Source organism: Ruegeria sp. H7 (assembly GCF_056532945.1).
In genome coordinates this window covers 139840-151794 of the sequence record NZ_JBQFNZ010000005.1, presented here as the reverse complement: position 1 = coordinate 151794, position 11955 = coordinate 139840, and the positions used below count along the sequence as shown (strand labels likewise).

At 60.6% G+C, this 11955-nt stretch carries 9 protein-coding genes; all 9 read right to left on the bottom strand.

Features of this window, described 5'->3' with window-relative positions:
- Positions 1-4: 4 nt before the first annotated feature.
- Positions 5-1150, bottom strand: a complete 1146-nt coding sequence (locus tag ACR0AC_RS12720; protein ID WP_480873836.1) for an iron-containing alcohol dehydrogenase — start codon at positions 1148-1150, stop codon at positions 5-7.
- On the bottom strand, positions 1147-2529 hold the full coding sequence (locus tag ACR0AC_RS12715; RefSeq protein ID WP_480873833.1) for an aldehyde dehydrogenase family protein: 1383 nt from the start codon (positions 2527-2529) through the stop codon (positions 1147-1149). The genes ACR0AC_RS12720 and ACR0AC_RS12715 overlap by 4 nt, the downstream gene beginning before the upstream one ends.
- 94 nt (positions 2530-2623) lie before the next feature.
- On the bottom strand, positions 2624-3985 hold the full coding sequence (locus tag ACR0AC_RS12710; protein WP_480873831.1) for a glutamine synthetase family protein: 1362 nt from the start codon (positions 3983-3985) through the stop codon (positions 2624-2626).
- Positions 3982-4731 (bottom strand): N-formylglutamate amidohydrolase, encoded by a 750-nt coding sequence (locus ACR0AC_RS12705; protein WP_480873829.1) that lies wholly within the window; start codon positions 4729-4731, stop codon positions 3982-3984. The genes ACR0AC_RS12710 and ACR0AC_RS12705 overlap by 4 nt, the downstream gene beginning before the upstream one ends.
- A gap of 16 nt (positions 4732-4747) precedes the next feature.
- Entirely contained in the window at positions 4748-5521 is a 774-nt protein-coding gene (locus ACR0AC_RS12700) for an inositol monophosphatase family protein (RefSeq protein WP_480873826.1), read from the bottom strand.
- A 44-nt stretch (positions 5522-5565) separates the two neighbouring features.
- Positions 5566-8010: a GcvT family protein gene (locus ACR0AC_RS12695; RefSeq protein WP_480873823.1), complete on the bottom strand. Its 2445-nt coding sequence runs from the start codon at positions 8008-8010 to the stop codon at positions 5566-5568.
- 8 nt (positions 8011-8018) lie between these two features.
- Positions 8019-8900 carry a phosphotransferase gene (locus ACR0AC_RS12690; protein WP_480873820.1) on the bottom strand — a complete coding sequence of 294 codons (882 nt, stop codon included), beginning with the start codon at positions 8898-8900 and terminating at the stop codon, positions 8019-8021.
- 1 nt (position 8901) lies between these two features.
- Positions 8902-10893, bottom strand: coding sequence for an ABC transporter permease (locus tag ACR0AC_RS12685; RefSeq protein WP_480873818.1), 1992 nt, complete (start codon positions 10891-10893; stop codon positions 8902-8904).
- On the bottom strand, positions 10890-11912 hold the full coding sequence (locus tag ACR0AC_RS12680; protein ID WP_480873815.1) for a quaternary amine ABC transporter ATP-binding protein: 1023 nt from the start codon (positions 11910-11912) through the stop codon (positions 10890-10892). Before ACR0AC_RS12680 ends, ACR0AC_RS12685 begins: the two co-directional genes overlap by 4 nt.
- Positions 11913-11955: the final 43 nt, after the last annotated feature.

The following is an 11955-nucleotide window of genomic DNA, read 5'->3' as shown; positions in this document are numbered from 1 at the left end:
TGCTTTACAACGCCGCTTTGAACAGCTGGGTCAGGTTTTCCCTGGTCAGTTCAATCGGATTGCCGCCGCAGGACGGATCAATGATCGCACCTTCGACCAGTTCCGGGATCGACGCATCGGTCACACCCAGTTCGGACAACGTGCGTGGGATACCGAGCGAGTCGTTGAATTCCTGCACAAAATCCCGGAACCCGTAGAACCCGCCTTCGATGCCCAGATAGGCTGCGGCCGACTGGAACCGGTAAGCAATAGCAGGGGCATTGAACTCCAGAACGCTGGGCATGCAGACCGCATTGGTGGTGCCGTGATGGGTGTTGAAATGCGCGCCGATCGGATGGCTCATGGCGTGAATCGCACCCAGACCCTTCTGAAATGCGGTCGCGCCCATGGCCGCTGCACTCATCATCTGGGCGCGGGCTTCGATATCGGTTCCATCGGCATAGGCGCGCGGCAAGTAGTCCTTGACCAGCCGCATCCCCTCTAGCGCGATACCCTGAGACATCGGGTGGTAGTGCGGGCTGGAAAACGCCTCGACACAATGGGCAAAGGCATCCAAACCGGTGCCTGCTGTGATGAACTTGGGCATCCCCACGGTCAGTTCCGGGTCGCAGATCACCACCGAGGGCAGCACTTTGGGATGGAAGATGATCTTCTTCACATGGGTTTCGGAATTGGTGATGACACTGGCGCGGCCCACTTCGGACCCGGTCCCGGCGGTGGTCGGCACCGCAATGATCGGCGCAATCACGTCGGCATTGGCGCGGGTCCACCAGTCGCCAATGTCTTCGAAATCCCAGACCGGGCGCGTCTGACCGGCCATGAAGGCCACCATCTTGCCCAGATCCAGCCCCGAGCCACCGCCAAACGCGATCACCCCGTCATGGCCACCCGCCTGATAGGCTGCAACCCCGGCGTCAAGGTTCTTTTCACTCGGGTTCGGATCCACATCCGCAAACAACCCGCGCCCAAGACCGGCGGCCTCCATGATATCCAGCGTTGCGACGGTAATCGGCAGATCCGCCAACCCCTTGTCGGTCACCAGCAGAGGGCGCTTCATCCCGGCCGCCGCGCAGGCCTCGGGCAGCTCCCGGATGCGGCCAGCACCGAATTTTATCGCGGTCGGGTAAGACCAGTTTCCAACAAGGCTCATGATGTCACCTTCTTCAGATGGTAGGATTTGGGGCGGGTCAGGTTGTGATAGCCGATGACCGAAAGGCCACCGCCCCGCCCGGTATTCTTGCAGCCGGTCCAGCACAGGCCGGGATCCAGATAATCGGCCCGGTTCATGAACACGGTACCAGTCTCGATCTGGTCCCCTACCCGCGCCGCGCGATCCACGTCGCGGGTCCAGAGGCTGGCGGTCAGGCCGAACTCACTGTCATTCATCAGCGCGATCGCTTCTTCGTCGCCGGACACTTTCATGATGCCCACCACGGGACCAAAGCTTTCATCCCGCATCACCCGCATATCGTGGGTCACATTGGTCAGGATCTGAGGGCTCAGATACGCACCGCCATCATCTTCGGCGAAAGTGTCGATATGGGCCACAGCGCCATCGGCCACGGCCTCGGCAATCTGCGCCCGCACCTCATCAGCAAAACGCACGTTCGCCATCGGACCCAGAGTGGTCTCGCTGTCCAGCGGATTGCCCAGCTCATAGCCCTTTACGATCTCAACCGCCTTGGCGACAAAATCATCATAAAGACTCTCATGCACGTAAATCCGCTCGATCCCGCAACAGCACTGGCCCGAATTGAACATCGCCCCGTCAATCAGCGTATCGACCGCCGCATCCAGATCGGCATCCTCCATGACATAGCCGGGGTCCTTGCCGCCCAGTTCTGTCCCGACGCCGGTGAATGTCCCCGCCGCCGCGCGCTCCATCGCCTGACCGCCACCGACCGAGCCGGTGAAGTTCACAAAATCAAACGCATTGCCTGAGATCAGATCATTGGTCACGTCATGGCTCAGAAACACGTTCTGGAACACATCCTCGGGCACACCCGCCGCATGGAAGGCCCGCGCCATGCGCTCACCCACCAACAGGGTCTGCGTCGCATGTTTCAGGATCACCGTATTGCCTGCGATCAACGCCGGAGCGACCGTGTTGATCGCGGTCATGTAAGGGTAGTTCCAGGGCGCCACCACAAACACCACCCCATGCGGAATGCGCTTGATATACCGCCTGAACGTCTCATCCTCGCCCACCGCGATATCCGCCAGCGCGCCTTCAGCGATCTCGGCCATATGGCTCGCACGTTCGTTGAACCCGCCAAACTCACCGCCATAGCGCACCGGTCGGCCCATCATATGCGCAAGCTCAGGTACGATCTCATCATTCATCGCGCCCACAGCGGCCACGCCTGCCATCACCAAATCAATCCGCTCCTGCAACGGTCGCGCAGCCCAGCCAGCCTGCGCCGCCCGTGCCCGGCCAGCAACCTCAAACGCCGCCTCCGGCGACAGCACCTCGCGTTCCGCAAAAACCGACCCATCAATCGGCGAGACACATCGCAACATCTGCCCCATATCCACTCCATCTACCAGAAACGCAGGGTCCCCTGCTTCTTCTGTTCAAAAATACCTCGGGGAGCGCGAGGGGCTGGCCCCTCGCTCCTGCCCTTTACGCCCGCTCAAACCCGCGCGCAATTTCCCAATCGGTCACCACACGCTCGAACTCTTCGATCTCAACCTCAGCCGCGCGCGCATAGTGATCCACCACCTCATCCCCCATGGCAGCCCGCAACATGGCCGACCCATGCAACGCATCCCGCGCCGCGCGCAGGTTGCCCGGGATCATGCCCGTATCGCCCTGATAGACGTCACCTGCGGCAGGCGACTGTAACTCCAAACCTTCCTCGATCCCTGCAATCCCGGCGGCCAGCATCCCGGCCATCGCCAGATAGGGGTTCATGTCCGACCCCGGAATCCGACATTCCACCCGAACCGCCTTGGTGCCATCGCCGCACAGGCGGAACCCTGCGGTGCGGTTGTCCACCGACCAGATGATCCGTGTCGGCGCAAAACTCCCCTTCATGAACCGCTTGTAGCTGTTGATGTAAGGCGCCATGAAATAAGTGTAATCGGCGGCGTATTTCAAAAGACCCGCCATGTAGCTTTTCATCAGCGCAGACATGCCCAACGCATCCGACTGGTCATAAAACGCAGGCTGCCCATCCATCCACAGCGACTGATGCACATGCGAAGAACTGCCCACCTTTTCATGATGCCATTTCGGCAGGAAGGTCGCTGCGTGCCCATGCTGCCACGCGATCTCTTTCACCGCGTTTTTGGCAATCGAGTGATATTCCGCTGTCGCCATCGCCGGTGCGTATTTAATGTTCAATTCTTCCTGCCCGGTCTCGGCCTCACCTTTCGAATTCTCGACCGGTATCCCCGCGTCCCACAGATGGTTGCGGATCGGACGCATCACATGCTCTTCCTTGGTGGTCTGAAGGATGTGGTAATCCTCGTTATAGCCCGAGATCGGCTCCAGATCGCGAAAGCCTTCCTTGCGGATCTGGTCGAAACTCTTCTCGAACAGGAAAAACTCCAATTCGGTCGCACACATCGCCTCGTAGCCCATCGCCTTCAGGCGATTCACCTGTCTCTTCAGGATCGAACGCGGCGCGTGCGGCACCTCTTCATGCGTATGATGATCCAGCACATCGCACATAACCATTGCGGTGCCCTCAAGCCACGGCACCGGGCGCAGCGTGCTCAGGTCCGGCTTCATGACATAATCGCCATAGCCCCTCTCCCAACTGGTCGAGGCGTAGCCGTCCGGTGTGCCCATCTCAAGATCGGTCGCCAGCAGGTAATTGCAGCAATGGGTCTCTTCCCACGCGCCCGAAACAAAGTGGCCCGCATGGAACCGCTTGCCCATCAGGCGGCCCTGCATATCGACCATGCAGACCAGAACCGTATCCACTTCGCCCGCAGCGACCTGCGTCTTGAGATGTTCGAAGGTAAGTGTTGCGGTCAAGATGCGTCCTCCCTGAGTTCCTGAATGGCGGGTCTGAGCAGCGCCAGTATTTCATCCGCCACCGTGGCAACCTGTTGATCCGAACGCAACAGATCGTTGCGCACTTCGATCATGACATTCGCCAGTCCCCGGCTGATCGCGTGCAGGCGCAGGGAATGGGTCACGCCGTCTAACGGCCCATAGGGCTCGTTCCGCTCGATCCGGCGGCCCGAGACCTGATCCACGTGATCCAGCATCAGATCGACCAGACGGCTGTCCTCATCATGCAGCAAGCCGATTTCGACGGCGCGGGGTTGGCCGAAATAGATAGGCGTAAATGAATGGACCGTAACCAACACCGTGTCAGGCCCGCGCACGCCCAGAACCCGCGCGACGGCGTTGCAGAACGGATCATACACGGTTGTCGTGCGCAGCCTGCGCTGTTCGGGGCTCAGATCAACATTGCCCGGCACCTCGATCAGCTCGGATTTCACCGGCATGGCACTGGCGGCTTCAGGCGGGCGGTTGCAGTCATAGACCAGCCGCGACACGGTCGCGGCCACAGCGGGCGCATCCAGTGCCTGCGATAAACGCACTGTCAGGTCGCGCGCACCGGGATCCCAGGCAGCGTGACTGTCGCGATCCGCCTCGGCCAGTCCCAACCCGTCGTAATACGGCGGGATAAACGCGCTGGCATGTTCGCACAGCAACACCACACGCCCCGCCCCATCGGGGTTAATGATCTCAACAGTAGGGCGGCTTTTCAAATCTTGGCTCCATCGGTTAGGCGTTCAGCAGGCTCAAAAGCTCGGCGTGCAATTCGGGCGTTGCGGCTGACACAACCGCCACGTCGGATTGCATAGTCAGGGCATGCCCCTTCCAATCGGTCATCACCCCGCCTGCCGCCTCGATCAGCGGGCAGAGTGCAAGGTAATCATAGGGTTGAAGCTCATAATCCACCACTGCATCCACATGCCCGGCTGCCAGCAGCGCATGAGGGTAGCAATCATACGCAAATCGACGGGTCTGCCCGGCCCGCATCAGACGGTCAAAGACCGACGGTTGATCGCGGTATATCTTGTCGCCCTCATTCAAATACAGGACCGCCTGATCCAGACGTGTCACGTCCGAGGTCTGAATGGCCCGATCATTCAGCGTGGCCCCGCTGCCACGCGTGCCCACAAAGGTTTCATTCATCGCCGGCATACCGACGATGCCAAGCTGCGGCTGACCATCGACAAGATGCGCCAGCAGGAAGCCGAACAGGGGATGCCCGGACAGGAACGAACGCGTGCCGTCAATCGGGTCAATCACCCACAGATGCCGCCCATCACCGTCTTCCTTGCCCTGTTCCTCACCGAAGATACCGTGATCCGGGAAGTGCTGGCGCAGATAGGCCCGCACCTCGGCTTCCACGCCCCGGTCGGCCTGAGTAACAGGGCTTTCATCCTGTTTGAATTCCACCCCCAGCGTGCCCCGGAAATACCGCATCGCCGCCTGCGATGCGATATCCGAGATCGCCTTTGCGTGGTCTTCAAGCGCCATGGCATCCAGCATGTCAGGTTCCTTTTGACTGCATTTTCCTTTTGACTGCATTCGGGTCACGCCTTGATCCGCTCCATTTTCGGATCGTAAAGCGGCTGTAGCGAGACCTGACACGGCACGCGTCGGGTCGCAACCTCAAGCTCATACGTGCCAGAGGTGACAAAATCGGCGTCAACGCCATCGGGGTTCCGCACATAGCCGTAGCCGATGGATTTACCCACCGTGTAGCCATAGCCGCCCGAGGTCAGCCAACCGACGCGTTTACCGTCGCGATAGATCGTCTCTCGGCCCAGCAGAACCACATCCGGGTCGACGGTGAAACAGGCGAGCATCTTTTTGACGCCCTCGGCCTTTTGTTTTTCAGACGCCGCGCGGCCTTTGAAATCAACATCCTTGCGCAGCTTCACGGCCCAGCCCAACCCGCTTTCGAATGGGGTATGATCCGGCCCGATCTCGGCCCCCCAGGCGCGATAGCCTTTCTCAAGCCGCAGCGATTCAATGGCGCGGTAGCCTGCGTTGACCAGTCCATGGGGCTGACCCGCCTGCATCAGCGCGGTGTATACCGTCTGGGCGTATTCCACCGGTAGGTGCAACTCCCAACCCAGCTCGCCCACATAGGTCACGCGCAGGGCTTTGACCGGGCAACCGGCGATGCCGATGGTGCGGATCGTGCCGAATTTGAACCCGTCATTCGAGACATCATCGCGGGTGACGGCGGCCAAAATATCCCGGGCTTTCGGTCCCATCAGCGACAGCACCGCGTTGGATGAGGTGATGTCGAACAGCTGGCAATTCATGCCATCGGGGATATTGCGGCTGATCCAGTCGAAATCATGGGTGGCAAAGCCGGTGCCGGTGACGATGTAGAACTCGTCATGCGCGACGCGGCCAACGGTCAGATCACATTCGATCCCGCCCTTGTCGTTCAGCATCTGGGTATAGGTCAATGCGCCCACCGGCTTGTCCACGTCATTGGCGCAGATCCAGTTCATCGCGGCCAGTGCATCCGGCCCCTTCAGGGCAAATTTGGCAAATGAGGTCTGGTCGAACAGCACCGCTGCCTCCCGCGCTGCCTTGTGTTCCCGGCCCACAGCGGCGAACCAGTTCTGGCGACCAAAGGTGTATGCGTCTTTGGGCGTCTCACCCAGCGAGGTATCCGCATACCAATTGGGACGCTCCCACCCCAGTTTCTCACCAAAACACGCGCCCTGTGATTTCAGCGTGTCATAGAGCGGCGACTTGCGGCAGGGGCGGCCCGAGTCATGCTCCTCATGCGGCCAGCCCATTGTGTAGTGCTTGCCATATGCCTCGACCGTGCGGGTGCGGACCCAGTCGGTGTCGAAATGCGGGCGGCCAAAGCGGCGAATATCGGCAGACCACAGGTCGAACGGCGGCTCGTCCTTGTGCACCCATTCAGCCAGCGCCATACCCGCGCCGCCGCCTGCGGCGATGCCAAAGGCGTTGAAGCCCGCGCCGACGAAGAAATTGTTCAATTCGGGCGCTTCGCCGATGATGAAATTGCCGTCAGGCGTAAAGCTTTCCGGCCCGTTGGTCAGGGTTTTGACCCCTGCGTTTTCCAAAGCGGGCACACGACCCAGCGCCAGTTCCATCAACTGTTCGAAATGGTCGAAATTGCTGTCGAGCAGCGTGTAGTGGAAGCCCTGCGGAATGCCCTTCGTGGCCCACGGGATCGGGTTCGGCTCGTACCCGCCCATGACCAGCCCGCCGACTTCTTCCTTGTAGTAGGTCAGCCGGTCGGGGTCGCGCAGGGTCGGCAGGTTACCGGGCACGTCAAAGGGCTCAGTCACCATATACTGATGCTCCATCGGCACCAGTGGCACGTTCACCCCAAAGCGCCCGGCAAAGGTGCGGGTCCACTGACCGGCACAGCAGATTACCTTTTCGCATTCGATGCGGCCATGTTCGGTGATCACGGCGCGGATCTTGCCATCTTCGATCTCGATATCGGTGACCTTGGTGTCCTCGAAAATCTTCGCTCCGGCCATGCGGGCACCTTTGGCCAGCGCCTGCGTGATGTCTGAGGGGTTCGCCTGCCCATCCGTCGGCAGATAGGCCGCACCGATCACGTCCGAGACGTCCATCAGCGGCCACAGTTCCTGCGCCTCGGAGGGCGTGAGCAATTGCATGTCCAGACCAAAGGAATGCGCGGTGGTGGCCTGTCGTTTGACCTCGGTCCAGCGTTCCTCGTTACAGGCCAGCCGCAGGCCACCGTTCATTTTCCAGCCGGTACCGAGGCCGGTTTCTTCTTCGATCTTGTTATACAGATCGACCGAATAGCCCAGCAATTGCGTGATATTGGCGTTCGAACGCAATTGCCCCACCAGCCCGGCGGCGTGAAAGGTGGTGCCCGAGGTCAGTTTCTTGCGTTCCAGCAGCACCGTGTCGGTCCAGCCCAGCTTGGCCAGGTGATACGCGGTCGAGCAGCCGATGATCCCGCCACCGATAATGACGGCTTTGGCTGTTGTCGGAAGGTCGGTCATGTCTGTCCTCAGGTGTTTTTGAAATCAAGCAGGGCCGCGCGGAACCGCGCGAGGTTTTCGGTTGTGTAGGCCGCATAGTCAAAGTCGATATCCGAGGTGATCTCGGACACCATGCTCCACATCGTTTCCCGCAGCAGCGAGGCGCATTTCATCGCCGTATAACGGTGGCGCAGGTCGTCGGTGACGGGGGTCTGGAAATAGGTCTCCAGCATCCAATCTTCTTGATCCGGTGAAAGCCCGTTGTTCGAGGCCAACCCGCCCAGATCAAACAGCGGCGAGTTGAACCCGGCATAGTCGAAATCGATCAGCCACAGGCGGCTGCCACCATCCAGAAAATTGCCGCAGAGCAGATCGTTATGGCCAAAGACCATGTCATATGGCCCGGCCTCGGTTTCCAGATCGTCACCCGTTTGCACCAGCTCCGGGATCAGGGCCGCGTGGGCGCTACTGCGCTCGGTCAGCGTGGCGGCATAGTCGCGGATGACGTGGAAAACCCAGAACACCAGCGACGGGCCGCGCAGGTGTTTGGGCACCTCCGTATGGCATCGCTTTACCAGATCCAGCACACGCGGCAGCATGTCGGGGTGGCGCACATCCTCTTCGGACAACGTGCGGCTTTCGATGAACTCCAGCACCGTCAGATCGCCCGAGGCATGGACCACCGCAGGGGAAAGACCTGCGGCATGGGCGGCTTTCGTCGCGGCCAGTTCGTTAAAGCGCATCACCTGATGCAGTGGGATATCGTCGCCGACACGAACCACATAAGATCCGCTGTCATCGGTCACTTTGTAATTCACATTGGTGATGCCGCCGGTCAGCGGAGTGGCCTCGATCTCACCCTGCCAGATCGGCAGAGCATGGATGCGGGTCATCAGATCGGATTGGCTCATGTCAATTCTCCAGTCCAAAGCGGATGCGGGCCTGACGGGCGCTGGCGTTGATCAGCCGGTCGGCGATGATGGCGATGAAGGCAATCGACAGACCGGCCACCAGACCCCGGCCTGTATCGGCCTTGGTCAGGGCGATATAGACCTCTTGCCCCAGATCTCGGGTGCCGACGAGGGCGGTGATCACCAGCATCGACAGCGCCAGCATGATGGTTTGGTTGATGCCCAGCAGGATCTCGGGCAAGGCCATCGGCAGGCGGATATGGCGCAGCAGTTGCGTGCGGGTACAGCCCGAGACCAGACCGGCCTCGATCAACTCCTCACTGACCGAACGGACCCCATGCGCGGCATAGCGCACCGCCGGGGCCAGCGCATAAAGGACGATGGCGATCAGGGCGGTGAAATCGCCAACCCGGAACAGCATCACCACGGGGATCAGGTAGACAAAGCTGGGCAGGGTTTGCAGCGTGTCGATCAGCAGGTTGATCACAGCGCCCGCCCGTTTGTTCAGTGCGGCCAGCACGCCCAGAGGCACCCCGATCAGCGTCGCCAAAATCACCGACGCACCGCATAGATAGACCGTCACCATCGCCTTGGACCACAGACCCGACACAAGGATTAGCGAGGCCATTCCGCCACACAGCAGCGCCAGCCGCCAACCGCCCGCGTGCCAGCCCAGCAGGGTTAGCATCGCGATGGCCCAGGGCCACGGGATGCCCAGCAGGACCGTTTTGATCGGGATCATGAACCATGTCAGGAAAAAGACCTTGATCGCCTCGAACGTGTCGAAATAGCTGACGTTCAGGTATTCGACCGTGTTGTCCCAGAACGCGCCCGTGGTGATGGTCTGGCCTTCGGGATATTCCAGCAGCAAGGGCGAGAACTGGTCCAGCACCCATGTCAGCACCAGCAGGATCAGCACCAGAACCGTGCGGCGATGGCGCGCGATCCACGCGCCCGGCTGTTCATGATGCACCTGCCCCATGCGTTCGGCAAAAGCCTGACTTAGCCGATCCACAGCGATGGCCAGAACCACAATGGCGATACCGGCCTCAAACCCCGCCCCAATATCCAGACGGCGCAGCGCGGCGAGGACGTCGAACCCCAGCCCTCCGGCCCCGATCATCGAGGCGATGATGACCATGTTCAGTGTCAGCATGATCACCTGATTGACGCCGACCATCAGGCTGTGACTGGCCGATGGCACCAGAACGCGCCACATCAATTGCCGCTGGGTTGTACCTGCCATACGTCCGAAATCCAGAATCTCAGGGTCCACGCCTTTCAGCGCCAGCGTGGTAATCCGCACCATCGGCGGGGTGGCGTAGATGATCGTGGCAACCAAAGCCGAGATCGGGCCAAAGCCGAACATGAACAGGATCGGCACCAGATAGGCAAAGATCGGGATCGTCTGCATCAGGTCCAGAACGGGCGAGATGATCTTTTCAAACAACGGATGGCGATAGGCGAGAATGCCCAGCATCAACCCTCCGCCCGCGCCAATCGGCACCGCGATCAGGACCGAGGCCAGTGTCACCATCGCGCTGTCCCATTGTCCAAAGACGGCCAGATAGATGAAACAGGCGCCGACCAGCGCCGCCAGCCCCCAATCACGGCAGTATTGCCCCAGAGCGATCACGGCAGTGATCACCACGACCCAGCTGATCGCGGGCAGGATGACCTGCGCGTCATTGCCCTGACCGCTGACAAATCCGTCAGCCAGCAGGGCCAGCACCAGATTATAGGGCTGCTCGATCAGCCAGGCGATGGCGCGGGTGACATCGGTGAACGAGACCGGGCCAAGGGCGGCATCCTCGATCAGCCATGTCATTGCCGACGAGATATAGGTCTTGAATGGGATCACCCAGGCCGAGGGGAACTTGGTCAGCCAACGCGCATCCAGCGCCTTGCCCAGATCACGACCGAACCAGCCCAGCAGGATCGTGATCAGCACAAGCGACAGGATGACGATCTGGCTGCGGCTTGGGCGGATCATGCGGCGTCCCCGTCACCGAACAGCACATGCGCCACGGCCTTGCGGTCGATGGCCCCGACTATCCGTCCGGTGTCGTCTGAAACCGGGATCGGCGCATCGGCCGCGATGATCCGTTCCGCCACGTCCGAGACGCGGGTAGATTGCGGGATCGGGTCGCCCTGACCATCCGCACCGGCGGCCATCACGCCGCCAACGGTCAGAACCTTCGAGCGGGGTATATGTTTCGTAAATTCAGCCACATAATCAGTGGCCGGGTGCATCACCAGCTCTTCTGGCGTGGCGATTTGAATCACCTCTCCGTCCTTCATGATGGCGATGCGGTCGGCCAGACGGACAGCCTCTTCAAAGTCGTGGGTGATGAAGACGATTGTCTTATGCAGCCGCTCCTGCAGGCGCAGAAACTCATCCTGCATTTCGCGCCGGATCAGCGGATCGAGCGCCGAGAACGGCTCGTCCAAGAACCACAGATCCGGTTCCGTCACCAGCGAGCGGGCGATGCCGACGCGCTGTTGCTGGCCGCCTGACAATTCGCGCGGATAATAATCCTCGCGCCCTTTCAGCCCGACCAGTTCGACCACTTCGCGGGCTTTGACCTCGGCCTCAGCCTTGGGTGTGGCCTGAATGGTCAGTGGGAACATCACGTTCTGCAAAACGGTCAGATGCGGCAGCAGGGCGAAATGCTGGAACACCATGCCCATCTTGTGACGGCGGATCTCGATCAACTCCTTTTCGCTGGCGCGCAGCAGATCGGCATCGTCGAACAGAACCTCTCCGCCCGTGGGTTCGATCAGCCGCGACAGGCAGCGGACCAAGGTGGATTTGCCCGAGCCGGACAGGCCCATGATGATGAAAATCTCACCCTCGGCGATGTCGATATTGGCGTTGCGCACCGCGCCGATCACGCCCGCCTTGCGGATGTCATCAGCTGACGGGTTCGGATTTTGCCGCAACAGCGCATCCGCATTCGGACCGTAGAGTTTCCACACGTTACGGCAGGACAATTTGGTCTTGGGGGTCATCTGGGACGTCCGATTGAAAGGCCGGGTAAGCCGGAGCGGTTGG

What these genes read in the sequence shown, in the direction of transcription:
- ACR0AC_RS12715 (WP_480873833.1), bottom strand. Translation starts at nt 2,529, where the DNA reads ATGGGGCAGATGTTGCGATGTGTCTCGCCGATTGATGGGTCGGTTTTT.
- ACR0AC_RS12680 (WP_480873815.1), bottom strand. Translation starts at nt 11,912, where the DNA reads ATGACCCCCAAGACCAAATTGTCCTGCCGTAACGTGTGGAAACTCTAC.
- ACR0AC_RS12700 (WP_480873826.1), bottom strand. Translation starts at nt 5,521, where the DNA reads ATGCTGGATGCCATGGCGCTTGAAGACCACGCAAAGGCGATCTCGGAT.
- ACR0AC_RS12695 (WP_480873823.1), bottom strand. Translation starts at nt 8,010, where the DNA reads ATGACCGACCTTCCGACAACAGCCAAAGCCGTCATTATCGGTGGCGGG.
- ACR0AC_RS12720 (WP_480873836.1), bottom strand. Translation starts at nt 1,150, where the DNA reads ATGAGCCTTGTTGGAAACTGGTCTTACCCGACCGCGATAAAATTCGGT.
- ACR0AC_RS12685 (WP_480873818.1), bottom strand. Translation starts at nt 10,893, where the DNA reads ATGATCCGCCCAAGCCGCAGCCAGATCGTCATCCTGTCGCTTGTGCTG.
- ACR0AC_RS12690 (WP_480873820.1), bottom strand. Translation starts at nt 8,900, where the DNA reads ATGAGCCAATCCGATCTGATGACCCGCATCCATGCTCTGCCGATCTGG.